This is a genomic window from Desulfogranum aggregans (genome assembly GCF_055398265.1).
On sequence record NZ_AP042447.1, the window covers coordinates 1,450,003 to 1,475,843 of the forward strand.

Sequence of the window (25,841 nt, forward strand, 5' to 3'; positions counted from 1 at the left end):
TCCGGGAAAATTAGCCCTGATCCATTGACCCCAGCAAGGGCTCCCAGACTAGGAACACCTGGAGATCGTACACATCCACCCGACGTGGCCTGAGGATAATTTCCTCCACCGGAAAATTAAGAGGATCATACTTTTCTGCTATGGCAACCAGTTGTTGCTGTAAATCGTCGCTGAGCCGCTGCATCGCCTCTTCTAATCGGGCCACCTCGCTTTCCATTCGAGCCACATCTCCTCGTTCTTTGAGTATTTTGCCGGCATTTCGCATGCCGCGGGCGGTGCGGGTGACAGTTGTCGCAGAGAGCCTCTTTCGACCAAATAGTGCACCAAGAAATGCCACGCCAAAGGCAAGGGCTGTATCCATTTTTTTCGCCTTCACATCCCCTTGTTCTTTTTCTCTCCGCAGGTAGGCTTTTTCCAGTTGTGCCTCCAGGCGCTCCTTTTTTTGAAAAAAGGCAGCTTTCACTTTTTCTCCTGCCTGTTGTTTGTGCGCTGCGAGCACGGTGGAAAGACGATGACGGAAGTCTGCAGGTGTCTCTTGAGGGGTTGACTCCAACCGCAAAGCCTGAACCCGCTTCAAAGGCAGCGTGATCTGGCGATAGAGAAATTCACCAAGCTGTTTTTCCTGGGCCCGAAGGCTAGGGATGCTTTGGAAGGTAACCGGCAGAGGGTGATACAGTGCCCCCTGCGGTGGATCGGTTGATAATTCAGCCAAGGCAACTGGGAATGGTTCCGCCTCACCCCACGCGACCGCTGCTTCGGAAGAAACAGCAAGAGGAAAGCGCAATGAAATATCATGCAGGAGATCAATTGCCCGTTGCTGGTTTATTATTCGTACCTTCGCTTTTCCCACCAGGGACGGCTGCAGGTGTACCACTGATGCCGGAAACCCCAGCTCAACGAAATATTGACGTATCTTGGCGGAAAGGATCGGCGGGTGGGAGGTCGGTTGAAAGCTATGCTCCTGGGCCGCCATGGTGGCTCCATCATTACGGTGCTTTTTCTTTTGCTGTGAATTGACAAGCCGTCTCACCTCATCCATGGTCAATGGTCCTCGAAGATAGGAAAGCGCCCACCTTGATTCAAACAATATGGCTCCTCGTTGCCGGTCACTATAGGCAACAAAGGAACGAGGCCGCAGACGGGCGAGTTGTTCGCCCAGGAACTGTTTTTCCTCTGTTGTTCCACTACCACCGATACCGCCAAGCACATGCTCCCGGTCCTGTTGTGTATGGAGACGGCCAATGAACCAGGTACCGATATTGGCAAGGCCCCTATAATCCAAATCCACCGGATTCTGGGTTGACAATACGATTCCGACCCCAAATGCCCGTGCCTGCTTCAACAGCAGGAGCAGAGGTTCCTTGGATGGGGGCTTGCCGAGAGGAGGCAGATAGCCGAAAACTTCATCCATATAGAGTAAACAGTTCAGTCCGTCTGATCCTTGCTGCTTGCGCATCCAGCCAATAAAGCGGCCCAGCAGCAAGGTGACGAAAAACATCCGCTCCTCGTCGTTGAGATGAGCCAGAGATAGGACAGAGAGCTTGGGCACACCGTTTGCCGTATGGAGCAGTGTTTCAATGCTGAGTGGTTCCCCTTCCATCCATGCTGAAAATCTCGAGGAGGCCAGCAGGTTGTTCAACAGCATGGCCAGTTCCATTCGCTTTCGCTGGGGATAAAAAGTTTCCAACGGGAGCACCCCTACCCGTTCAAAAGGCGGGTTGACAATGGCACTGATAAGTGCTCCAAGGTCCATATCCTCCTGGCGTTTCCAGGTCTGAAAAAGAATTGAGGAAAGCAGTATATGTTCCCGACTGGTCAACGGATCGGCTGTTTTGCCAACAATGCCCAGCAGAGAACTGACGGTCGCATTCACCAGGCTGGCCGCCATTTCATTGTCTTCGAGGGTCGCGGGATCAGGTGCCTCCAGAGTATGCACAATGGATAGCGGGTTTCCCGATCCATTACCCGGTGTATACAGTTCAAATGCAGCGTGCTCACGCATCCGCGCAATCCGTTCCCCTCCCTGGTTCCACTCCTGAAGCCCCTTCTTCCACCTCCTCGCCGTATCCCTGGCGAGCTCCTCTGCAGTCGTTCCCATTTGCGCTGCCTTTGTCTGATCAATCCAGGGCAGAAAGTCTTCTGGACGCAGTTGGGGAAAGCTCAACAAAAGGTTTCCCATATCGCCTTTTGGATCAATAACCACTGCTGGTATTCTATCTATTGCCGCTTCTTCCAGCAGACCGACGCCAAGCCCGGTTTTTCCGCTTCCTGTCATTCCTAGAATGACAGCATGGGTGGTCAGTTGATTATTGGGTACGAGCAATGGGATTTCGGTGGACTCCCCTGTTTCCGGATCGCACTCACGTCCGAGATAAAAGAGGTCAAGCTTTTCATAATCAGCCAGGTGAGTCATTTCATTATCTCCAGAAAGGGTATTTCGTTGATCATGTTAAAGCTTTCTGTTTGAATACAAAGAGATAAACATTCTTCACGCGAGGTGCAACTATGCCCGATGCCGTACGCCGCTTTTACTTAGATCATCTGCCGGGGAGCCGGATTACCGGTAATCTGCTCAGAGCTCAATGCCCAATCTGTGCACAGCAGAACCATCCCCACCCGGTCACCATGACCGTTTTTCTCAACAGGGAGAGTTTTTTTCACGGCTATTTCTGGTGTCCCAATCGTTATTGCGGAGGCGGCTTCCCCCTCTACTTTGCCAGGTTAATGGCCATTGAACCGACTTCGGTTCCAGGATACGACCCTGACCGTGAATACTTCGGCCATGAAACCGAATTTCCATCCAAAAACATCAATCAGGAAATATCAGGCTTTACCGAAAAAATGACCCCGGAACTGATCGAGTCCTTTCAGCGACAGTCAATCAGTGAAGCCACACTCAAAGCCATGCATATCGGTTATAACGGCCGATACCTGGTTTACCCGTACGTCCAGGCGGACGGGAATTTTTATTCCGCCCGCTGCATCCATCCAGACAAAGAAGAAGACACCTTTTGGTATGGTAACGAGGACTTCAGCTCGAACCGATTTCGGATCTTTCACCATTGCGAAATAGAGCGGTGTGAAAACGGCAGCCTGGTGATTGTCGAGGGGGAAAGGAACCTACTCCCTCTGAAAACTCTCGGTCTGCCGGGCATTGCCGTTCCTTCCGCCACAGACCTTGAGCACCTTGATCCACGCCAATTCCAATGGTTGCGCACCGTCTTTCTCTGGGTGAACAATACCGTGGAATCAAGGGCAGCAGCACATGCCTTTGCCACCACCCTCGGGTACAAGGTACGCCTCGTTTGCTGGCGAACACACCATCCACGAAAATATTCACTGACCGGACTAGCAAGAGACAAGGGCGCAACGTTTCAGGAAGAGGTGTTTACCATGCTTCGTGAAGCGCGGGCATTTTCTCCCTTTGCCACGCCGGAGCGAGAATTTCATCTCTTCCAGAGAAAAATGGCGGCAACAGCAGACAAAGACCTGCATTCTTGCACCACAGGTTTCCGTCTACTGGACCTTGCGCTAGGCGGATTACGGGGACTCACCATTATGGGCGGCACCCCGAAAGCAGGGAAATCCTGCTTTTGCATCCAGATTGCCTCGGAAATAGCGTCGAGAAAGGTGCCGGTTATCTATTATGACTTTGAAAACGGCAGACAGAATATCTACCTTCGCATCCTCTGCCGTTGGGCCAAAATACCCATCGATTCTCTGATGTCGGTCGATACATTGACAGAAGACGAGCAGCAGAGAAATGCCGCTGCACAAAAGAAACTGCTTTCGGCACTGAACTGGTTGCGAGTGGTGAATGACCGCCAGCTCAGCCCTGAACTCATGCGGCGTCACGTCGATTTCCTTCGTCACGAAACCAATAGCGACCGCGTGGTGGTAGTCATCGACAGCCTGCACAAGTTGCCGTTCAAGGATCTCACTCATCGACGTTCAGGTATTGATGGGTGGCTACGGCAACTGGAAGCGATCCGTGATGAATTGGACGTCGCCTTTCTGGTCATTTCCGAATTAACTCGTGGAATGGATGGACAGTTCGAAAAGCAACCCCAGCTGGGTTCCTTTAAAGGGTCGGGGGATATTGCTTATTCTGCTGACAATGCCCTTGTGCTCCTGCCGGAGTGGGACCCGTTCGACGATACTGACCCGGCGGCCAGAATCAATAACCTCTGGATGGTTGCCAGCAGGGAACAAAGCCCGGGGAAAATCGCAGGGTATCGTCTCGATTACCCCTATTGGGGATTTATCGAGGAGAACGGGAGAAACTGATTTGCGATTTATTCGCTGTCATGCTCAGCGAGCACCTGCTGCCAGGTCTCCAGCAGTCTCAGTGCCTTTGCTGCACGATAGCTCCCTCTATCCCGCTTGGGCATCCGTTTTTCCAGCGGAGGAAACAGGCCAAAATTAATATTACTGGGTTGAAAATGGCGTGGATCTGCATCAGTCAGGTGCCGCAGAAGCGCTCCACAGGCAGTGGCTGATGGCGGGGGAACCGGAGGCTGCCCATGCTTGACCAGTCCGGCCGCATTGATCCCGGCAAGCAGCCCCATTGCCGCGCTTTCTACGTAACCCTCCACACCGGAGAGTTGTCCAGCGATGAACACCCCCGGGTGGCGGTGTAATTGCAAAGTTTGGTCCAGGAGTGCCGGGGCACAGAGAAAGGTATTTCGATGAATGGACCCCAACCGTAAAAATTCCGCCTGCTCCAGTCCCGGTATGGCGCGAAAAACCCGTTTCTGCTCACCATAGGTCAGCTTGGTTTGAAAGCCGACCATATTATACATCGTGCCCTGGCGGTTTTCCGCCCGAAGCTGCACCACGGCATGCGGCACCTCGCCAGTGACAGGATGTGCCAAGCCGACCGGCTTCATCGGTCCGAATCGCAGGGTATCTTCCCCGCGACTGGCCATCACCTCTATGGGCAGGCAGCCCTCGAAATATTTGGGGTGCTCAAAGGCTTTTAACGGGACCGTATCCGCTGCTTCCAGGAGAGATAAAAAATGTTTGTACTCCTGCTTGGTCATGGGACAGTTGAGATAATCACCAGGGCCTTCATCGTCCCAGCGGGATTTTCGATAAATGCGCCCCCTGTCCAGACTTTCAGCATCGATTATAGGCGCAATAGCATCGTAAAAGGCAAGTTTTTCACCGGTATATTCCGCTATTGCCTCGGATAAGGCAGGCGAGGTCAAGGGCCCGGTAGCCACAATAACCGGCTGCACCGATGCATCGGGCAGCGTTGTAATCTCACGGCGATGAATCGTGATCAGCGGGTGCCCACCTATGGCTCCAGTAAGGTTGAGGGCGAACTGCTGTCGATCAACGGCAAGTGCCTTGCCCGCAGGTACCCTGGTTTTGTCCGCACAGGTCATGATCAGTGAGCCAAGACGACGCATTTCCTCCTTCAGCAATCCAACCGCTGCGTCCGGTGCGTCTGAGCGGAAGGAGTTGGAACAGACCAGCTCGCCCAGCTGCTCGGATTCATGGGCAGGGCTGTAGGCCACCGGCTTCATTTCAAAGAGTTCGACCTCAACCCCTCTTTGTGCCAGCTGCCAAGCCGCTTCACACCCTGCCAGCCCACCGCCGATTATATATACTTTCTGACTGCTCATCATCTCTCGATTATTACCTCAACCCGGCGACGTCCCCAGGCAAGCGCTTGCTGATGGGATTCAAAATAGAGATCCAAACGTGTTGGCCCCTTGATGGCTGATCCACGATCGGCCACCACACCCCAGCCGTATCCCGGCACATATATTCTGGTACCAAAAGGATAGTAACTGGTATCTGCAGCAATGGTTCCGTCGCGGGAAAACCACAGCCAAGGGAAAACGACCCGTACGGGAATCATCCAGGGGCGATGCATACTGTCCGCTGAAAAAAGCCCTTGGACAGGCTCCTGCGGATCAGTATTGGCAGCTGTCTTTCCGGTGTAGGGAAGGCCTTGACGTTTCCCGGCACTGACATATTTGTTCCAGAAATCCAGCTTAAGAAACTTCCAACTTCCTCTCTCCCAGGAACAGCATTGACCACAACCGCAATACGCTGTGGTTTCCATGATCCTGGTGTGATGCACCGCACATCCCCCCATAAACAGGCAGAAGAGCAGCAGGAGAGCAAGAGCAAGACGCATGGTGAATAGAGGGCAGCAGGCTTCCGTTCTACTGCCCTGGATGCTTATCAGTAGCGGTAGTATTCAGGTTTAAAAGGGCCTTCGGTTTTGACGCCGATATATTCGGCCTGCTCTTGAGTTAAGGTGGTAAGCTTGGCACCAATTTTTTTCAGGTGAAGATAAGCAACTTTTTCATCGAGCTGCTTGGGAAGAAAATAAACCTTATTGTCGTACTGTTCCCCGTTGTTCCACAATTCAATCTGCGCCAGCACCTGATTGGTGAAGGAATTGCTCATCACAAAACTCGGGTGACCGGTCGCACACCCCAGATTGACCAGTCGCCCTTCAGCAAGCACGATCAGTCGTTTCCCATCGGGAAATATGACATGATCGACCTGAGGTTTGATGTTTTCCCATGGCAATTCCCGAATACCGGCGATATCTATTTCAGAGTCAAAATGCCCAATATTACAAACAATAGCCTGGTCCGGCATCATGTTCATATGTTCCCTGCTGATAACCCGCAGGTTCCCCGTACAGGTGACAAAAATCTCTCCTACAGGAGCAGCTTCTTCCATGGTTACTACACGATAGCCTTCCATGGCCGCCTGCAGTGCGCAGATGGGATCAATTTCGGTGACAAGGACCGTTGCTCCCATCCCCCGGAGGGCCTGAGCGCATCCCTTACCCACATCCCCATAACCGGCGACCACCGCAATCTTGCCGGCAATCATCACATCAGTGGCCCGCTTGATGCCGTCCAACAGCGATTCACGACATCCGTACAGGTTATCAAACTTGGATTTGGTCACGGAATCGTTAACATTGAAAGCAGGTGAGAGCAGGGTTCCCTCATTCGCCATTTCATTCAGCCGATGAACGCCGGTAGTGGTCTCTTCTGAAATACCGCGAACATCTTTCATCAACTCCGGATACTTCTGGTGCATAACCAGGGTAAGGTCTCCCCCGTCATCCAGCAGCATGTTGGGACGCCAATCGTCGGGGCCAAAAATAGTCTGATCAATACACCACCAAAATTCTTCCTCTGATTCGCCTTTCCAGGCAAAGGTCGGGATACCCGCTGCAGCAACGGCGGCTGCGGCATGATCCTGGGTGGAAAAAATGTTACATGAGGACCAGCGCAGCTCCGCACCCAGATCAACCAGGGTTTCCATCAATACTGCTGTTTGGATGGTCATATGCAGACAGCCGGCAATCCTGGCCCCGGCAAGCGGCTTACTGTCCCTGTATTCCTCACGAAGGGCCATCAGGCCTGGCATTTCGGTCTCGGCAATGGCGATCTCTTTTCTTCCCCATTCAACAAGGGCCATGTCGGCAACTTTAAAATCGGTCATGATATGCTCCTGCACCTCCTGTAAGGGGTGCTCTTTCTACTCTCTCAACTTTCTGGTTCAACAACATGCCTCAGCCGGGATACTAGATTCCGGCAGCATCCCTGAGGGCATCCACCTTGTCAGTTACCTCCCATGTAAATTCAGGCAGTTCTCGTCCAAAATGGCCATAAGCGGCGGTTTTCTTGTAAATCGGCCGCAACAGATCAAGCTGTTGGACAATAGCCTTGGGCCGCAGGTCAAAAACCTGCCTGACCACTTCAACCAATTTTTCTTCACTTACCTGACCTGTACCAAAGGTCTTCACGTTGATGGAAACCGGCTGGGAAATACCAATGGCATAGGCTACCTGTACCTCAACTTCTCGCGCAAGTCCTGCTGCTACAATATTTTTGGCCACATAACGGCCCATATAGGATGAAGAGCGATCCACCTTGGAAGGATCCTTTCCGGAGAAGGCGCCTCCACCGTGCGAACCACGGCCGCCATACGAATCGACAATGATTTTTCTCCCGGTTACGCCGCAGTCGCCAACCGGCCCACCGATAACAAAGCGGCCGGTAGGATTGATGAAGTATTTGGTGTTGCCATCGACCATTTCAGCCGGGAGGATGGGGCGAACTATCTCCTCCATGACCCCTTCCTTCAGGTCGGCGTAGGTCACGTCCGGACTGTGCTGGGTAGAGAGCACCACCGCCTCGATACGCTTGGGGACATTATCCTCATATTCAATGGTCACCTGACTTTTGGCATCAGGTCGCAGCCATGGTAATACTCTGGCTTTTCGTATCTCTGATTGCCGTTTTACCAGCCGATGGGCAAAGGTAACAGGCATGGGCATCAGTACTTCGGTCTCGTCACAGGCATAACCAAACATTAATCCCTGGTCCCCGGCACCCTGATCCAGGTCAAGGCCAGAGCCCTCATCCACGCCCAAGGCAATATCAGCGGACTGCTTGTCGATGGAGGTGAGCACGGCACAGGACTGCCAGTCAAACCCCATATCTGAGGAATTATAACCAATATCACGAATGGTCTGGCGAACGATATCTGGCATGTCGACATAGGCAGAGGTGGTGATCTCCCCGGCAATAAGGGCCATTCCGGTCGTCACGAGACTTTCACAGGCAACACGGGCATGTTTATCTTGACCCAGAATAGCGTCAAGAATGGCATCAGATATCTGGTCGGCGACCTTATCTGGATGGCCTTCAGAGACAGACTCCGAGGTGAATAAATGATTTGACATATGGTTTACTCCTTGAGGAGAAAAAAGGTTATAAGCATCCTGTGCCTGACACAGGGTGCATTTTTTGAATAAAAAATCTTAAATTTACCACAGACAAGAGGCAATTCAAGCCAATTATACCGTTGTTTGGGGAAAAATATGCACTGCTGGGTATTTTTTTCTGCTTTTTCTGTACCACCATCCAGTTGTTCACGACAGAGGACAACGGGGCAGAGGCCTCTCTTTCGTCAACAACCTTTATTTTCTGCTAAAAAAAACGACGAAACACCGGACAGGACAACACCCAGATGATTTTTTTCCGCAGCCTCACCTCTTTCCTGCTTGGAATCACCTTTCCAGTCTTCTGGATGTTATCACCCTTGAATGGCATACCCGCCATCCACCACCACGACCTGTCCATGGACCATGGAGGCAAGGTCGCTGCATAAAAACAAGGCCACATCGGCAACATCTTCCGGGGTTGTCAGCCGCCCCAGAGGTGTACGTTCTTCCGCCGTACGGATAATCTTGTCGCGATTGGGAAATTTCTTGAGTGCATCGGTATCAACAACTCCGGCACTCAGCGTATTAATGGTGATCCCTTTAGGACCAAGTTCCACGGCCAAATGACGAACCAGGGACTCGAGCGCCGCTTTGGATGCCCCGACCACGGTATATTCAGGGATAGCGCGTACTGAGCCCATGGAGGAGATAGCGATAATTCTCCCTCCCTGGCCCATCATAGGGGCCGCATGTTGCGTCAGGGATAATAAGGCCCGTGCATTGATATTCATCGCCCAGTCCCAATGGTGGAGGGTCAGCTCCATGGCGGGCTTCAACACCCCGGACGCAGCGTTGGAGACAACTATATCCAGGTGGTGTACTCCGCGCTCCCTGATCGATTGAAAAAGCTGAGCGAGGTGGCGCTCATCAGCGATATTTGCCTTAACGGCAAAACATTCAACGCCTTGTGCACGAATGGCCGCCACCGTCTGTTCCGCATCGCTGCGATGCCGAACATAGTTAACAATGATATTCACCCCATATTCTGCCAAGCGCAGAGCAATAGCTCGGCCTATTCCTCGTGAACCGCCCGTTATCAACGCGGTCTTCCCTTGAAAACTGTTCATAGAGTATCCTCCTTTTTCAAACCTTGAACCAATCCGGGGTTCCCCGATCAAACGCCCTGCCCTTCGATGGAACTATCGAGCAAGGTATGGCGCAGCGGCCCGGCGAATGGAATTTTTCAGATAGCGGAACGGATTAAAACGAATGGGCATAAGGCTATCAGGAACGCGAAAACCTTCCACGCAAAAATCGCCTGGTGACAAAAGTAACCACGAGATATCTTCCAGCATCACACCTGGAACACCAAGCTTTTTGGCAGCTGCCCATAACGGGCAACTCTCCGGAACAACACCAAAGAGGTGGAGAAAGGCGGTATCCAGTGCCACAGGGCTGGTTGATGCCCCCAGCACACCTGCAGAAAACGGCTTGCCGTGTATTGGTCCAGTTTCGTGCATGGCCCGTACACCATCGAGCACGCTGATACTGTTTGGAAAGGCCGCAAGCAGCAGCACAAGGCGCTCGGCAAAAGAGCCGTATTTACCGCCATAGGCCATATGCCACCAGGCCTTTCTAGGCCCGGCAACACAGCCAAACATATTTTTTACCGCCATGGTCACCCTTGCCTGCGCATGAGCTTTTACCCGTGGCACATTGACCAAAAGATCACATTCCCTGGAGGCAGCAGCAACCTGTACTTCAAGGGTATCTGCAACAACCACGCGCTCCACCCGATCAAACTCGACAATTTCGACTCCCAGCCGAACCAATTCTTCCAGTGCCCCGCATGCCCGAAGCACGGCTTTTGCCGACCCAAATGCCGGAGAATCACCAAGTTTGACGTGTGCTCCCCGATCGATAAACCAACGGGCGACACCTTGCATCACAGCCGGTTCACTACACGCCAGTGCGCCATTCCGGGCGCAGATAAGGTTAGGTTTTACCAGTACCTTTGCACCAGAAAAAGCACGATCTCCTGCAACGGCTGTCAATATACGATTTGTGGCCGCATCAACAAGCGATTGGGGATAGGCGTCAAGCGGTACCAGGGCTACGCAACAGTCCTTTGAACTCATACACACCGCAACGAAAAAAAGACCGGCTTGACCCTACAAAAGGATCAAGCCGGTAAAGGAGAGAAGAGATGAAGAATCACTAACCACTTTGCATAATTGATGCCAGAAAGAAATAGCGCAAAATACACCATTCATTTCAATATGTTACAAAAAAATTACCAATTATCCCCTGCTCAAAGCTGTGGCCAAAGGTACATTTTTTTGTTCTCTCTGTTCGGCCTGATCAAGAGCAAGGAAAAATACAATAGTATTTCAACTAGATAGACAGCGTCTAGTTTTTTTTACTCCCGCTGGCATTTTTTTGACCAAGTGGTTATTTTTTACCCACTTGTACGGCATCCTGCTCCCTTCCATTCAGAAAGCGTCCGCCTCAAGGCTGATGAAATGGTAAGACCCGTGTTCGGAAAACCCCTTCCTGATCACAGATCTGCTTTTCCACTTCTTTTGGTACCGGGCCTGCACAGTCAATAATGTTATACCCCACAGTCCCGTTGCTCTTGTTGGTATAGTTCATGATGTTGATGTGATGGGAGCCGAGAATATTGGTGACTAAACCGATCATTCCCGGCTGGTCACGATTAATGACCGTCAACCGGGTATGAATATCCACCGTTGGAATAGTCTCAATATTGGGAAAGTTGACGCTGTGGACAATGTTGCCATAGAGCAGATAACTCCTCAGTTCCTTGACCGCCATAATGGCACAATTCTCTTCCGACTCCGAAGTTGAGGCTCCCAGGTGGGGGGTGACGATGATCTTATCGTGACCTAAAAATTTCACTGAGGGAAAATCGGATATATGCCCTCTGAGTTTTCCGCTGGCGAGTGCGGCAAGCACCGCATCCTCATCTACGATCGGACCGCGGGCATAATTAATGAGAATTGCCCCGTCCTTGACAAACTCCAGGAAATCTTTTTTCGTCACATACCCCTTGGTCTTGGCGTTAAGTGGAATGTGGACGCTGATAAAATCCGCTTTGCTCAAGGCCTCCATCCGCGAACGAGCCAGGGTCACCTCAGGCGATAGACCATGAATGTTATCCATGGCAGGGAACGGGTCAAAGCCGATTACTTTCATCCGATGATGCAATCCGGCGTTGGCAACACCAACCCCAATCTTGCCCAGACCGATGACTGCCAGGGTCTTACCTGCCATCTCCTCCCCCTTGAACATCTTTTTCTGGGCCTCTACCTCCTTGTTAATGGTATCGTCGTCTTGGAGGGCTGTGAGCTCCTTGCAGTAGGAGATACTCTTTTCTACGTTCCTCAGCCAGATGCCCAGAGTCGTATAGACAAGCTCCACCACGGCGTTGGCATTGGCTCCCGGGGCATTAAACACACAGATGCCTTTTTCTGTGGCTTCCTCAACCGGAATGTTATTTACTCCCGCTCCAGCTCGAGCGACTGCCAGCAAATCCGGATAGAGTTGAAGATCCACCTGAGAGCTCCGGACCACCAACCCTTCAGGGGATGGTTCATCCGGATCAACGGTAAAACGTTCAGTCAATAGCTCCAATCCCTCCGGAGCAATGGCATTGATGGTCTTGATACGAAATGTGTGCATGTCTCTCCTCACTGTAAGATCATTCAAGGACTGTTACGAAACGACTGGCGCCCCCTGGCAAACGCACCGCTGCCAAATACCTTTCACCTCCAGCGCAATCTACGTAACCTCTTGTCAAGCGGTTATAAAATGCAATCGCCAAACCTACAATGGCCAGATAAAGCTTGTCAAGCACAAGGATTATTCACAGGTGCGGCATCCTTTCAAATCATAAAAAAATGATTATCATTACCCCGTGGTTCTTCTTCCATTTCTCGCACAACCATTTGATTGTCCATGAAAATAAAACGATTATTCACTCTGCTCGCCTTACTTGTACTCTTTTTTCGCCTCTGCTCTTCGGTGTTCGCCGCAGACACGCCTGAGGAGGGTATTCACCACCGGCTCTCTCTCAGCTTTGAGCTTGAACAAAGCACACTCTATGCGACGTCGCACATTTCCCTGCCCAGGGATACCCCATTGCACCTTCGTTTCGGCCCACTGGTCGTGACCGGTGTGGTGCTCGAGCAAGCAAACAGCACCCCAGTTCAACTGCGAGTCGACGGGGACAACTCCATCACCCTTGCCCGCTCCACTGATACCCGTCAACTCTACGTTTCCTGGGAACTGAGAACTCGTGAAACACCTGACAGAGATAACCTGATCGCAGCAACAGGCATCACCCTTGCCGGCTTCTGGCACCCGATTGGAGACAGGGACATGCGTTTTTCAGTGGACGCCGTGCTCCCTGCCCATTTTTCTGCAATTACCGAAGCTGAGACACTGCAGACCACCACCGACAAGCATGCACCCCGCATTCATGCCACGTTCCCGCATCTCGTGCAAAACATACACTTTGTTGCCGGACCATATGTCATTTTCCGCAAGCAGCTCGATACCCTCACCCTGTATGCCTATTTTTTCGAAGAGGACAAGCACCTCGCTCCAGCATACCTGGAAAAGGCCGCCGGATATATAGATCGTTATCAGCATCTGATCGGCCCTTTTCCCTACTCGCGCTACAGTATTGTCGAAAACAGGCTTCCCACTGGGTACGGTATACCCACGTTTACCCTGCTCGGTCAGGCGGTCGTACGCCTGCCATTCATCGTCAACACCTCACTGGGACATGAAGTCCTCCATTCCTGGTTCGGCAACAGCGTCTTCGTGCGGAGCGGCACAGGCAACTGGACCGAGGGGCTGACCACCTATCTTGCCGACCAGAGCTATGCCCAAGAGTCCGGAGAAGGTCCACAGTACCGAAAACAGCAACTGATCCGCTATGAGGCATTTTCCGGTAGCGGCCAGCCTCTCTCCCTGCGGAACTTTCACAACAGCAGCCATGCCCACACCGCCTCACGGGCTATTCGCAGCGTCGGATACGATAAGGCCTCCATGCTCTTTCACATGCTGCAGCAGTTGATCGGCAGGGACAACTTTATCCAAGCACTGTCCCGCTTCTACCGGGAGCATCAGTTTCAGCGGGTCGGATGGCAGGAGCTTCAGGCCGCATTCGAACAGGTCGCAGGCCACAAGCTCGACAGCTTTTTTCGTCAGTGGCTTGACCGGCTGGACGCCCCACGCCTCTCCTTTGGTAGAGTAGAGGTACGTCTTCAGGACGGCCAGGCAATAATCGAGGGTGAACTGGTCCAGGAGAACGACCAACCATATACCCTGCAGGTGCCCTTACGCATACATACCCTCGAAGGCCCGATCGATCATACAGTCACCAGCAACCGGCACCGTCAACCATTTCAGCTCAGCACCCCGTCCCTGCCGAGTTCCATCACCATCGACCCCGATTATGATCTCATGCGCAGGCTCTTAGAGAAGGAACGGATTCCTACCTTAGCGCACCTCATGGGCAGCAGCAAGCAGCAGCTTCTTCTACCCGGCAAGGGTGCCGCTGCCTTCGCCCCCCTGGCAAGGCTGGTGGAACAATGGGGTGGAACCGTGGTGACGGATGAGACCGTCTCCAACCAGGATCTGCAACAGGGGAGCTGGGTATTCGCCGGAGACAGCGCTGCGCGACGTTCGCTCTTTGGATCCTACCGGCAGCCTGGGGCAGGCTTTTCTCTGGACGTCCACTTCAACCCCTTTGATCAGGAGCATGTGGTGGTTCTTGTTGATAGCGCTTCCGTCGAAGAAACCCAGGCAGCGTGCACCAAATTACGCCACTACGGGAAATATTCCTCGCTGCAATTTGATGCAGGTGTCAATACACTTCGAAAGGTGGCCGCGGCAGACAATGGCATCATCACCCTACTTCTCCCTACTCCCAGTGCCGTACCGGTCGAAACCGCATTGGACTTTGCTGGCACCATCAAGCGGTTGCAGGACGCACGGGTGGTCTACATCGGGGAAATACATACCGACTACGGTGCACACCTCCTTCAACTGCAAATAATCCAGGGGCTCTACCAATCCAACCCTGATTTGATCATTGCTATGGAAATGTTCCCCCGCTCTTCCCAGCAGGCGCTGGATGACTATATCCAGGGAACAATCGAATCAGAGGGTAAATTTCTCCAGGCATCGCGGTACTTTTCCGTATGGGGCTACGACTATCGGCTCTACAGAGATATCATTGCGTTCGCCAAGCAACGGAACCTTCCCCTGATAGGGTTGAACCTGGACAAGGAGATTACCAGCACGCTTTTCCGCCAAGGCTCTACTAATCCCCTGACAGCAGAACAGCTGGCGACCATAGCCAGAGAGAGAGACCTGACCCTGCCTGGCTACCGGCAACGTCTGCTGGAAGCCTTTTCCATGCATGCTGCACCTCATAGCGGCAACGCTTTTGCCGGTTTTCTTCAGGCTCAGGCGCTCTGGGACGAAACCATGGCCGAATCCGTAGTTTCCACACTCCACCGTTTTCCAGACCGGCAGATGATAGTTATAGCAGGAAACGGACATGTACATAAACAGTCAGGGATTCCTCCGCGGGTGCACAGGAGATTGCCGGGGATTTCGCAACAGGTCGTCGTACCCGTTCACGACGGTGGCAGGGCATCGGCTTTACGGGCAGGCGCTGACCTCCTGATGGAAACACCCTCGCTGCAGCTCCCCGCCTCAGGAAAAATAGGCGTGGTGCTGGAAGAAACAGCCTCAGGCAACGTACGCATCCTTCGCATCAGTCCCCATGGACATGCAGGCGAGGCCGGTCTGCTTCCGGAAGACCTGATTACTCGGGTCAATAGCGTGCAAGTTTCCAGTATAACGGATGTGAGGGCGGCCCTTCTCGACTCAATTGCTGGAGAGCGGGCTGTGGTAGAAGTGGTACGCGATGAACGAACACTGCAGTTTTCAGTGGAATTATCTTCGGCCAAACAGGGGGCTGTGCCTAAGGGGCACCCGGAAGTTTCCCCGGCTAGCTCTTCAGGTCGCCATTCGTTGCCATAAGGGTGTGAGCCAGGGTCACGGCCTGTACATTGGCATACACAGCATGCACGCGGAGATAATCAACGCCCTGCTGGGCACACAGCGCTGATACTACGGCGGTGGCCAGGTCACGTTCTGCCACGGGGACGTCAAGCAGGTCAGCAAAAAACGATTTCCGAGAATGACCGACCAACACCGGACAGCCATGCTGCTTGAACGATTCTATATTGCGCAGAATGGCAAGATTATGGGCAAGAGTCTTACCAAAACCGATGCCCGGGTCAAGGATTACCCGATTTGGTGCGATTCCCCTGCGTTCCATCCATGCTAATCGCTCAGCAAAAAAGGCATTGATCTCCGCAACAACGTTCCCATACTGCGGACGATTCTGCATTGTACCCGGTGTTCCCTGCATATGCATGATGACCACCGGCCCATCATACGCTGCAACCACCTCCACCATCTGCGGGTCGTACCGCAGGGCAGAAATATCATTGACCATGGTAGCTCCCGCAGCAATCGCCGACTGGGCAACCGCGGCTTTGGTGGTATCAATGGAAATGGGAATATCGCTCAGCGCCCGTATCTGCTCAATAGCAGGTAGGACACGCCTCAACTCCTCTTCCGTCTCTACCGGCTCTGCATAAGGGCGGGTTGATTCCCCCCCTATATCAAGAATATCCGCCCCTTCTGCTATCATTTGTTGGGCCTGGCTCTGTATGGCTGATGCGGTACACCAACGCCCGCCATCAGAAAAGGAATCAGGGGTGACATTCAGGATACCCATTATCCTGGGAGCTCTGTTCATGGCAGGGTTCTCTCAATAGACAACGGCCGGCAGACTGCATGCAGTCTGCCGGCCGTTGTGGATCCTTCTACAAGGCAAATATTATGCTTCGACGGTTTCCTTCTCTTCACCGCTCTCCGCTGGTGTTTCCGTAACTTCTTCAGTCTCGGTTTCTTCGCCTCGCAACGTGGCGATAATGCGATCCATGTCTTCAAGCATAATGGTTTCTTTTTCCAACAACTCCTCAGCAACAGCGTCCAGAATGTCCATGTTCTCTTCCAGCAGGCGAGTGACCTTTTGGTTGGCATCAAGAATAATCTGTTTTACGGCTGCATCGATTTTCTGTGCTGTTTCTTCACTGTAGTCACGATGTTGGGCAATTTCCCGGCCGAGAAAAATCTGTTCCTCTTTTTTTCCGTAAGCGAGCGGCCCGAGTTCATCGCTCATGCCCCACTCACATACCATCTTCCTGGCAAGTTCGCTCGCACGCTCGATATCGTTTCCAGCTCCAGTGGTTATCTCATTAAAAACCAGCTTCTCGGCAACTCTCCCCCCGAAAAGTATGGCTATGGAATTGAGCAGGTAACCTCGCGCATGCGTATATTTCTCATCCATGGGGAGCTGCATGGTCAGTCCCAGTGCCCTGCCCCGCGGGATGATGGTTACCTTGTGAATAGGATCGGTGCCGGGAAGAAACCTGGCCACCAGGGCGTGTCCTGCCTCGTGATAAGCGGTTATCTCTTTTTCTTTTTCCGATATTATCATCGATTTTCGTTCAGCACCCATCATCACCTTGTCTTTGGCCCGTTCAAGCTGTTCGGCGTCGATTTTTTCCTTCCCTTCGCGGGCAGCCATCAAAGCGGCCTCATTGACAAGATTCTCGAGATCAGCGCCTGAAAACCCAGGGGTTCCCCTGGCAATAACCGCCATGTCCACATCATCGGCAAGCTTGGTTTTCTTACCGTAAATTTCAAGAATCTTCTCCCGCCCTTTGACATCCGGTACCGGAACCACCACCTGGCGATCGAAACGTCCGGGACGCAGCAGAGCCGGGTCAAGCACGTCGGGCCGGTTGGTTGCAGCAATAATAATGACCCCGTCATTGCCTTCAAATCCGTCCATCTCCACAAGCAGTTGGTTCAGGGTCTGCTCCCGTTCATCGTGCCCTCCGCCGAGCCCCGCCCCACGGTGGCGCCCAACGGCATCTATCTCATCTATAAAAATAATGCAGGGGGCATTCTTTTTGCCCTGGTTAAAAAGATCGCGCACCCTAGAAGCCCCCACGCCAACAAACATCTCTACAAAATCCGATCCTGAGATTGTAAAAAACGGAACTCCAGCCTCTCCGGCTATGGCCCTGGCAAGGAGGGTTTTCCCTGTACCCGGCGAACCGGCCAGCAGCACGCCTTTGGGAATGCGGCCACCCAGTTTGGTAAATTTTTGGGGATCGCGAAGGAAGTCTATAATTTCCTCCAGTTCTTCTTTGGCTTCATCTATTCCGGCCACATCCTTGAAGGTCACCTTGACCTCCCCTTCACCCTGGAGTTTGGCCCTGGTCTTCCCAAAGGAAAGCGCTCCCCCTTTGCCGCCCATCTGCATCTGCCGCATGAAAAAGATCCATACACCAATCAGCAGCAACATGGGAAACCAGGAGATAAAGATTGTCAGGTACCATGGGGTCTGCTCTGGCTCTCGTACCGAAATGTCCACCCCGGATTCCCTCAACATGGGAATAAGTTCTGTATCGTCTGGTGCAACGGTTGTGAAGGGACGACCGTCAAGCCCGGAGCCGGTGATCTTATCTCCCTGGATATTCACCTTGTTGATGGCTCCACTATCGACGCTTGACCAGAACTCACTGTAGGTCATGGAATTGCCGGCTGACTGTGGTTTATTAAACAGGTTGAACAGCAGGATCATGGTCAATCCGATGACCAGCCACATGCTTAAATTTTTATAAAAAGTATTCAAAAAAATTCTCCGCTGAATGCTGTGAACGGGCGGAAAGCAGGAAAAATATTCCAGACCCGCCACCCTTGGCGCCTAGTGTGGTTTTACGATAATACTGTTTTATTTTCCGTCAATGGTTTTAGAAAATTCCTGCACGGTTTTCACCCCTACCTCCTGGGCAATCAGAGATTCCACAGCCAGTGCCATGGACCATCCACCAGTAATCGTTGTCGAATAGGGGATATGATAGTCCAAGGCTGCTCGCCTGATGGTATAGGAATCTTCGGTGGTACGGGTTCCTGCCGAGGTATTCAGGATCATCTGCACATTCCCATCCTCAACCTTGTCGAGAATATGGGGTCTGCCCTGAGATATTTTGTTGACCTCGGTGCAGTCAATACCGGCTTCCTTCAGCCGGGCCGCCGTGCCATGGGTCGCCAGCAACGAATATCCCAATTCAACCAGTTTTTTTGCTACGGGAATAACCGCTTCCTTATCACTGTGACGAACCGACACAAAAACGGTTCCATGAAGCGGCAGGCTTGCTCCGGCGGCGAGCTGCGCTTTGGCAAGGGCCTGACCCAGATTATCATCTATCCCCATCACCTCACCGGTAGACTTCATTTCCGGCCCTAACAGGGTGTCGACATTTTCAAAGCGATCAAAGGGAAAGACCGCCTCTTTCACCGCCCAGTGATTCAGGTGCCGTTCCTCGGTAAAACCGAGATCCTGAAGCCGCATTCCCATCATCACCTTGGTGGCGATCTTGGCCAATTCAACTCCAGAGGCCTTGGACACAAACGGCACTGTCCGTGAAGCTCGGGGATTCACTTCCAGGACGTACAGGGTTTCCCCCTTTACCGCAAACTGGACGTTCATCAAGCCGATGACTCCAAGCTCATCAGCCATCGCCTTGGTCGCCCTGGTAATTTCCTTGATCATTGATGCCGACAGAGTGTGGGGCGGAAGGACGCAGGCAGAGTCACCCGAATGGATGCCAGCCTCTTCTATATGCTCCATGATCCCCCCAACAACGGTCATGCTCCCGTCGGAAACCGCATCAACGTCCACCTCAATGGCATCCTTGAGAAACTTGTCGAGCAATACGGGATGTTCGGAACCGGCCATGCCGGGAATGGCCATAAACTCCCGAATCCCCTCCTCGTTATAGACGATACGCATATCGCGCCCGCCGAGCACGTAGGAGGGGCGCATTACCACAGGATAACCGATGCGAACGGCAACAGCCAATGCCTCCTCCAGGGTATGGGCTGTGCCGTTTTCCGGCTGCCGAAGGTCGAGTTTATGAAGAAATTGCTGAAACCGTTTTCGGTCCTCTGCCCGGTCAATGGCATCCGGGGGGGTACCAATAATCGGCACGCCGGCATTTTCCAGGGGAACGGCAAGATTGAGCGGTGTCTGCCCGCCAAACTGTACGATTACCCCATCGGGTTTTTCCCGTTCAATGATATTGAGTACATCCTCTCTGGTTAGCGGCTCAAAATAAAGTTTATCAGAAGTATCGTAGTCGGTAGATACCGTTTCCGGGTTGGAATTGACCATGATCGACTCGACCCCTATCTCCCTGAGGGCAAAGGAGGCATGAACACAGCAGTAGTCGAACTCGATTCCCTGGCCGATACGGTTGGGACCTCCGCCCAGGATCATAATTTTTTTCCGTTCTCCAGCCTGGGTTTCATCCTCCTGATCATACGTCGAATAATAGTAAGGTGTATAGGACTCAAATTCAGCTGCACAGGTATCCACCAGTTTATACACAGGTTCCAGTCCCTGAGTAATCCGCAACTGGCGAATGTCGTCCTCAGAGGTACCGGTCAGGTTGGCCAGCTGTACATCGGAAAAGCCAAACTGCTTGGCCAGAAAAAGGTTTTCCCGGTCCAATCCGCTGAACCCTGCAGCCTCGATCGCTCGTCCCTTGTTAATGATCTCCTGAAAGTTGAACAGAAACCAGGGGTCAATAGCACTCAGCTCATAGATGCGCTCGATCGCCATCCCCCGCCGAAGCGCTTCAAACACATAGCTGAGGCGACGGGAGTTGGGACGAGTCAAACCGCGCTCCAGATCATCCTGGTGCAGCTCGGTCATCTCCTCCTTGCGGTCAAAACCAAAGCCCATGCGGCCCACTTCCAGGGAGCGCATACCTTTTTGAAAAGCCTCCTTGAACGTCCGGCCGATGGCCATGGTCTCCCCGACCGATTTCATTGCCGTGGTAAGCAGGTCTTCGGCTTCAGGAAATTTTTCAAACGTCCACCGGGGAATCTTCACAACACAATAATCGATAGTCGGTTCAAACGAAGCATAGGTTTCCCTGGTAATGTCATTCTTGATCTCATCCAGGGTATAGCCGATGGCCAGCTTGGCAGCAATCTTGGCAATAGGGAAGCCTGTGGCCTTGGAGGCCAGCGCCGATGAACGGGAAACCCTGGGGTTCATCTCGATGACCATCAACTCGCCGTCAGCAGGATTAACCGCAAACTGGACGTTTGAGCCGCCGGTTTCCACCCCTATTTCACGAATAATGGCAATGGCGGCATCGCGCATTTCCTGGTATTCGCGATCAGTAAGTGTCTGTGCCGGGGCAACGGTTACCGAGTCACCGGTATGGACCCCCATGGCATCAATATTCTCTATCGAACATATAATAACCACGTTGTCATTGTTATCGCGCATCACCTCCAGCTCATACTCCTTCCAGCCGAGGAGACTCCTTTCCAGCATAACTTCAGTGGTCATTGACAGGTCCAGACCGGCGGTGGCCAGTTCCCGCAATTCTGTACGGTTGTAGGCTACCCCGCCACCTGTACCCCCAAGGGTAAAGCTTGGGCGGACGATGATCGGAAAACCGATACGACTCCCTGCGTCCATGGCCTCATCAAGCGTATGGACGATGGCTGACTCGGGAACATTGAGGTTGATCTTCCGCATTGCATCGCGAAATTCCTCGCGCCCTTCAGCCTTCTGAATGACATCGATATCTGCTGCCAGCATTTCAACGCCGTATTTTTCCAGCACCCCCATCTCTGCCACTTTAATCGCAGTATTCAGGCCTGTCTGGCCGCCCAGGGTGGGCAGCAGGGCATCGGGCCGTTCTCGCTCAATCACCTTGGCAACGCATTCGGGCGTTATGGGTTCAATATACGTACGGTCGGCCAGACCCGGATCAGTCATGATCGTTGCCGGATTAGAGTTGATAAGCACCACCTCAAATCCTTCTTCTTTCAATGCTTTGACGGCTTGAGCACCGGAATAGTCAAACTCACAGGCCTGACTGATGATAATCGGTCCGGAGCCTATGATAAGAATCTTCTGTATATCTGTTCGTTTCGGCATGTTTCGTGTTCAGGTAAGGGATCAGGAGGATTGCTGCATCAGGTCGATAAATCGGGCAAAAAGGTATTCTGCATCCCGTGGTCCCGGAGCATATTCCGGATGGTACTGGACCGAGAAGGCGGGATATTGTCGATGGCGCATCCCTTCCAGGCTGTTGTCATTAAGGTTGATATGGGTCACTTCCACTTCGGCGGGGAGGCTTTCCGGGTCAACGCAGAATCCATGATTCTGGGAGGTGATTTCCACCTTGCCGGTGGTCAGGTCTTTCACCGGCTGATTCCCTCCACGGTGGCCGAATTTCAGTTTATAGGTACTGCCGCCATAGGCAAGCCCCAGCATCTGATGCCCAAGGCAGATACCAAAAATAGGCTTGACGCCAAGCAATTGGCGAATATTTTCCACCACACCCGCAACACCAGCAGGGTCGCCGGGACCGTTGGACAGGAAGATCCCGTCCGGGTTCATGGCGAGCACCTCAGCTGCTGAGGTGGTGGCAGGCACCGCCACAACCTGGCAGCCGTACTGGCTGAGCAACCGCAACTGGTTATACTTAATCCCAAAATCATAGGCAACGACCCTGTACGGCTGCTTCCCCTTTTCGCTAAAGCCCTTGCCCGTTACCGGACCTTCATCGGTCCAAGCATAGGGCAAGTCACAGGTGACACGCTCTACCATATCCCGGCCAACCAGTCCCGACCACTCCTGTGCCCGCTGTACGAGGGATTGACCGTCCAGATCCTCAGTGGAGACAATGGCCTTCATGGCACCACCCTTGCGTATCATCCGGGTAAGCATGCGGGTGTCCAAACCCTCGATGCCAAGCACGCCATGCTCCCGCAGAAAGTCCGCGAGCGTGCCCGTTGATCGGTAATTACTCGGATAGGACTGGTATTCACGAACCAGAAAAGCACGGGGATGAGCAGTTGCAGACTCCATATCCTGGGGATTTACCCCATAATTGCCAATAAGCGGATAGGTCATGGTGACCAGCTGTGCGGTGTAAGAGGGGTCGCTCAACACCTCCTGATACCCACTCATACTGGTGTTAAAAACAATTTCTCCCAGCGCCTCTCCGGGTCCGGTAAAGGAGTATCCCGATATAACTGTGCCATCTTCTAGCCCGATTAATGCCTTCATAGAGTGTAGTATTTTCGTTTGATTATGAAAGATTGGAGATATGATCGGGAGACACTCCCGATTGCACCGGTGGTCTGGAGTACGTCAGCAACTCTATTACCAAGTCAACTTGTTTATCAACAACTTCAGCGCCCCGTAGAAATAATTCCGCCGCATGGCCACAAGCCCTCTGGTACGCCTCACTCTCCGGGGTATATTCCAGAAGCAGCACGGCAAGATGTTCTCCGTCAGCGACAGGAATTCCACATCCCGCTGCCTCAAGCATACCGGCCTCATTTTTAAAGTCATGCATATGGGGCCCATAAAAAACAGGCCGCCCCCACTGCACGGCTTCAATGATATTATGTCCGCCACGTTCAACCAGGCTGCCGCCGCAAAAATTATAATCACCAACACTGTAGAGTTCTGCGAGTTCTCCCATGGTGTCCACAATAACCACCGAGTGACGCCGTCGCTCACCCTTTTTGAGCGATGAATACAGATGAAAGGGCAGCCCGGCGGCGGTCAATAGCGAGGCAACCTCTCGAGTACGCTCCAGGTGCCGTGGAGCAATCATCCATAGCAATGGTCGTTGAATGGCAATCTTTTTGTACACTTGCAGAAGCAGCGCCTCTTCTCCGGAGTGGGTTGATCCGCAAAGAAAAATCTGCTCCGCTTCAGCCTGTAGTTGCTTACGGTAATACCTGCTGGCCTGGGCTGTGTCCTTTTTTTGCGAGGCGATTTTCACATTCCCGCAGACTTGGACTCTGGAAGCTTCGGCACCGAGCCCGATAAAACGACCGGCATCGTCTCCGGAGACGGTAGCTATTCGATGAAAGGACTGCAGCAATTGACCTATTAACGGTGCGACATGCAGATAGCGCTGAAAGGAGCGCTCAGACAAACGCCCGTTGAGCAATACAGCGGCCACTCCGCAGGCCTGGGCACGCTTCAACATTGCCGGCCAGAGCTCGGTCTCCAGGCAGATATACAGGTCAGGTGCAATCTTGCGGATTGCTCTGTTAACCACAAGCGGTACGTCCAGCGGTGCCAGCAGGCACGGAATATCATCAGGAAGTCGACTTCTGGCAACCCTGTTCCCCTGTTCCGTAGTCGTAGTCAGCACGACGTCCAGGTCGGGTTCACGCCGGAGGAGCGCATCAAGCACAATGAGCGCGGCACGCACCTCTCCCACTGAAGAGGCATGAAACCAAAGCCGGGCGTGTCCGGTAGGTGATAACGCTACCTGATCATACAACCCAAGCCGCTGTTCTAGCCCATAACTGTACCTAGGACCAAGATGTTTTAACAAGGGAAGAAAAAGGCGCAGAAAGAGATACAGGCCCGTTCCGATGACGCCATACCCACAGTACAGAATTTTTTTCACAGCAGTACCGGCAATAATAAACACAAACAAAAAAACATTATATTAAACCAGGATTTCCTCAACCAGTCAACATCCTTCAATATCAATCCGCGAACATCAAGGGAAAAACAACGTATACACCACATAGAGCCACTTTGGTCATTGCTTGCCGGCAGCGAAAATCCGGGAGACTTTTTCATTGACAAGCAAAACATTGACTTGTAACAACCGGGTCATTTAGGATAAGGCTTTTCCCGGGTCGCTGACACGGGAAGCAAGGTGCACTGGCAAGAGCTCTTCTTAGCCTGTCGCTTAGCCGAAGACCATGCGCAATGCAGCATCCCGCAAACACAACCGAATACCTATTGATCTGTTTGAGGTAAAGCACAATGAACAAATGGCTCCCTTTTCTCCTGCTTATGGTGTTGCTCCTCGGATGCGGACAACAGGTATCAGCACAAACTGAGGATAAAAAAATGAAAGACGGACTGTATGCCCAATTCACCACCAGCAAAGGAACGATTCTCCTTAAACTGTTTTATGACAAAACGCCGCTGACAGTTATTAACTTCGTCGGCTTGGCCGAGGGAACCATGCACCTTGGAGGTTTTGAAAAACCTTCCGGCACCCCTTTTTACGACGGCCTCACTTTCCACCGTGTTATCGGCAATTTCATGATTCAAGGCGGGTGCCCACTGGGTACCGGTACCGGTGGTCCGGGCTATACTTTCCCCGATGAATTCGTCCCGTCCCTTAGACACGACAAGCCCGGAGTCCTTTCCATGGCCAATGCAGGCCCGGCAACCAATGGCAGTCAGTTCTTCATCACCCACCTGCCCACCCCTCACCTCGACGGAAAGCACACTGTTTTCGGACAGGTAGTAGAAGGCCAGGACGTGGTTAATGCCATTGCCCAGGGAGACACCATTGAAAAGGTGGAAATACTTCGGGTGGGAAAAAATGCGGAAAAATTCAGCGCCAACCAGGCTGCCTTTGACCGAACACTTGCCGCCATGCAGGACGACCAGCGTGATGCTGAAAAAAAAGAAAAAAAGCAACTCACAAAAAAAATCAAGGAGCGTTGGCCCAACGCCCAGAAAACCCGTTCCGGAATGTACTACCAGGTTGAAGCAGAGGGAACCGGGCCCACCCCGAAAAAGGGCGACATGATCAGTGCCCATTACACAGGGCGACTGCTGGCCAACAATCGCAAATTCGATAGTTCCTACGACCGGAGGGAACCCATTCAGTTTCCGGTTGGTACCGGACGGGTCATTGCCGGCTGGGATGAAGCCCTCATCCAGATGAAAAAAGGAGAAAAACGCACCCTGATCATCCCCCCCCAACTGGCCTACGGCGAGCAGGGAGCAGGCGGTGTCATTCCACCTAATGCATGGCTGGTCTTTGACGTGGAATTAGTTGATTTCTAAAAAGCTCTCTGAGCAAATTTTTTCTTTGGCGGCGGGCCTACCAGTAAACGGTATGCCCGCCTTTTT

The 25,841-nt window shown here is 52.6% G+C and carries 16 protein-coding genes; 3 read left to right on the forward strand and 13 right to left on the reverse strand.

Translation table 11 applies throughout. From position 1 onward, the window contains the following. Positions 1 to 10: 10 nt before the first annotated feature. Entirely contained in the window at positions 11 to 2,413 is a 2,403-nt protein-coding gene (locus ACZ52Z_RS06675) for an ATP-binding protein (protein ID WP_464269972.1), read from the reverse strand. A gap of 92 nt (positions 2,414 to 2,505) precedes the next feature. Here ACZ52Z_RS06675 and ACZ52Z_RS06680 point away from each other — a divergent pair, with 92 nt between their 5' ends. Then, a complete protein-coding gene (locus ACZ52Z_RS06680; protein WP_464269973.1) occupies positions 2,506 to 4,287 on the forward strand; it encodes a DnaB-like helicase C-terminal domain-containing protein in 1,782 nt (593 codons plus the stop codon). 8 nt (positions 4,288 to 4,295) lie between these two features. Here the strand turns inward: ACZ52Z_RS06680 and trmFO are convergent, their stop codons facing one another. The 7 genes from trmFO to ACZ52Z_RS06715 all read right to left on the reverse strand — a co-directional run bounded on the left by trmFO (position 4,296) and on the right by ACZ52Z_RS06715 (position 12,415). Further along, positions 4,296 to 5,633, reverse strand: coding sequence for a methylenetetrahydrofolate--tRNA-(uracil(54)-C(5))-methyltransferase (FADH(2)-oxidizing) TrmFO (gene trmFO / locus ACZ52Z_RS06685; protein WP_464269974.1), 1,338 nt, complete (start codon positions 5,631 to 5,633; stop codon positions 4,296 to 4,298). Further along, entirely contained in the window at positions 5,630 to 6,151 is a 522-nt protein-coding gene (locus ACZ52Z_RS06690) for a 3D domain-containing protein (protein ID WP_464269975.1), read from the reverse strand. Before ACZ52Z_RS06690 ends, trmFO begins: the two co-directional genes overlap by 4 nt. Positions 6,152 to 6,198: 47 nt before the next feature. After that, a complete protein-coding gene (gene ahcY / locus ACZ52Z_RS06695) occupies positions 6,199 to 7,485 on the reverse strand; it encodes an adenosylhomocysteinase (protein ID WP_464269976.1) in 1,287 nt (428 codons plus the stop codon). Positions 7,486 to 7,567: 82 nt separating this feature from the next. After that, positions 7,568 to 8,731, reverse strand: coding sequence for a methionine adenosyltransferase (metK, locus tag ACZ52Z_RS06700; protein ID WP_464269977.1), 1,164 nt, complete (start codon positions 8,729 to 8,731; stop codon positions 7,568 to 7,570). Between the two features lie 353 nt (positions 8,732 to 9,084). Further along, positions 9,085 to 9,840, reverse strand: a complete 756-nt coding sequence (gene fabL, locus ACZ52Z_RS06705; protein WP_464269978.1) for an enoyl-[acyl-carrier-protein] reductase FabL — start codon at positions 9,838 to 9,840, stop codon at positions 9,085 to 9,087. A gap of 72 nt (positions 9,841 to 9,912) precedes the next feature. Further along, positions 9,913 to 10,851, reverse strand: a complete 939-nt coding sequence (locus ACZ52Z_RS06710; protein ID WP_464269979.1) for a DUF362 domain-containing protein — start codon at positions 10,849 to 10,851, stop codon at positions 9,913 to 9,915. Between the two features lie 370 nt (positions 10,852 to 11,221). Beyond that, positions 11,222 to 12,415, reverse strand: coding sequence for a 3-phosphoglycerate dehydrogenase family protein (locus tag ACZ52Z_RS06715; RefSeq protein WP_464269980.1), 1,194 nt, complete (start codon positions 12,413 to 12,415; stop codon positions 11,222 to 11,224). Positions 12,416 to 12,691: 276 nt separating this feature from the next. On the opposite strand from ACZ52Z_RS06715, the gene ACZ52Z_RS06720 reads away from it, so the two are divergent. Next, the gene (locus tag ACZ52Z_RS06720; RefSeq protein ID WP_464269981.1) at positions 12,692 to 15,796 is read left to right on the forward strand and encodes a ChaN family lipoprotein; all 3,105 of its coding nucleotides are present in this window, start codon (positions 12,692 to 12,694) and stop codon (positions 15,794 to 15,796) included. On the opposite strand, the gene folP is transcribed toward ACZ52Z_RS06720, so the two are convergent. From folP to ACZ52Z_RS06745, 5 genes are all read right to left on the reverse strand, one after another. After that, complete coding sequence (folP, locus tag ACZ52Z_RS06725; RefSeq protein WP_464269982.1) at positions 15,765 to 16,583, reverse strand: dihydropteroate synthase; 819 nt, start codon at positions 16,581 to 16,583, stop codon at positions 15,765 to 15,767. The genes ACZ52Z_RS06720 and folP overlap by 32 nt on opposite strands. A gap of 81 nt (positions 16,584 to 16,664) precedes the next feature. Next, complete coding sequence (gene ftsH / locus ACZ52Z_RS06730) at positions 16,665 to 18,533, reverse strand: ATP-dependent zinc metalloprotease FtsH (RefSeq protein ID WP_464269983.1); 1,869 nt, start codon at positions 18,531 to 18,533, stop codon at positions 16,665 to 16,667. A gap of 99 nt (positions 18,534 to 18,632) precedes the next feature. Continuing rightward, positions 18,633 to 21,863 carry a carbamoyl-phosphate synthase large subunit gene (gene carB, locus ACZ52Z_RS06735; RefSeq protein WP_464269984.1) on the reverse strand — a complete coding sequence of 1,077 codons (3,231 nt, stop codon included), beginning with the start codon at positions 21,861 to 21,863 and terminating at the stop codon, positions 18,633 to 18,635. Positions 21,864 to 21,884: 21 nt separating this feature from the next. After that, positions 21,885 to 23,000 carry a glutamine-hydrolyzing carbamoyl-phosphate synthase small subunit gene (gene carA, locus ACZ52Z_RS06740; RefSeq protein WP_464269985.1) on the reverse strand — a complete coding sequence of 372 codons (1,116 nt, stop codon included), beginning with the start codon at positions 22,998 to 23,000 and terminating at the stop codon, positions 21,885 to 21,887. A gap of 22 nt (positions 23,001 to 23,022) precedes the next feature. Further along, positions 23,023 to 24,366 carry a 3-deoxy-D-manno-octulosonic acid transferase gene (locus tag ACZ52Z_RS06745; RefSeq protein WP_464269986.1) on the reverse strand — a complete coding sequence of 448 codons (1,344 nt, stop codon included), beginning with the start codon at positions 24,364 to 24,366 and terminating at the stop codon, positions 23,023 to 23,025. 455 nt (positions 24,367 to 24,821) lie between these two features. Between ACZ52Z_RS06745 and ACZ52Z_RS06750 the strand changes: the two genes are divergently transcribed. Next, positions 24,822 to 25,775 (forward strand): peptidylprolyl isomerase, encoded by a 954-nt coding sequence (locus tag ACZ52Z_RS06750; RefSeq protein WP_464270767.1) that lies wholly within the window; start codon positions 24,822 to 24,824, stop codon positions 25,773 to 25,775. Positions 25,776 to 25,841: the final 66 nt, after the last annotated feature.

Bases quoted from the DNA above. Each gene is read 5' to 3' on its own strand.
- carA (WP_464269985.1), bottom strand. From the start codon at position 23,000: ATGAAGGCATTAATCGGGCTAGAAGATGGCACAGTTATATCGGGATAC.
- trmFO (WP_464269974.1), bottom strand. From the start codon at position 5,633: ATGATGAGCAGTCAGAAAGTATATATAATCGGCGGTGGGCTGGCAGGG.
- folP (WP_464269982.1), bottom strand. From the start codon at position 16,583: ATGAACAGAGCTCCCAGGATAATGGGTATCCTGAATGTCACCCCTGAT.
- ACZ52Z_RS06720 (WP_464269981.1), top strand. From the start codon at position 12,692: ATGAAAATAAAACGATTATTCACTCTGCTCGCCTTACTTGTACTCTTT.
- ahcY (WP_464269976.1), bottom strand. From the start codon at position 7,485: ATGACCGATTTTAAAGTTGCCGACATGGCCCTTGTTGAATGGGGAAGA.
- ACZ52Z_RS06750 (WP_464270767.1), top strand. From the start codon at position 24,822: ATGAAAGACGGACTGTATGCCCAATTCACCACCAGCAAAGGAACGATT.
- fabL (WP_464269978.1), bottom strand. From the start codon at position 9,840: ATGAACAGTTTTCAAGGGAAGACCGCGTTGATAACGGGCGGTTCACGA.
- ACZ52Z_RS06710 (WP_464269979.1), bottom strand. From the start codon at position 10,851: ATGAGTTCAAAGGACTGTTGCGTAGCCCTGGTACCGCTTGACGCCTAT.
- metK (WP_464269977.1), bottom strand. From the start codon at position 8,731: ATGTCAAATCATTTATTCACCTCGGAGTCTGTCTCTGAAGGCCATCCA.
- ACZ52Z_RS06680 (WP_464269973.1), top strand. From the start codon at position 2,506: ATGCCCGATGCCGTACGCCGCTTTTACTTAGATCATCTGCCGGGGAGC.
- ACZ52Z_RS06675 (WP_464269972.1), bottom strand. From the start codon at position 2,413: ATGACTCACCTGGCTGATTATGAAAAGCTTGACCTCTTTTATCTCGGA.
- ACZ52Z_RS06690 (WP_464269975.1), bottom strand. From the start codon at position 6,151: ATGCGTCTTGCTCTTGCTCTCCTGCTGCTCTTCTGCCTGTTTATGGGG.
- carB (WP_464269984.1), bottom strand. From the start codon at position 21,863: ATGCCGAAACGAACAGATATACAGAAGATTCTTATCATAGGCTCCGGA.
- ACZ52Z_RS06715 (WP_464269980.1), bottom strand. From the start codon at position 12,415: ATGCACACATTTCGTATCAAGACCATCAATGCCATTGCTCCGGAGGGA.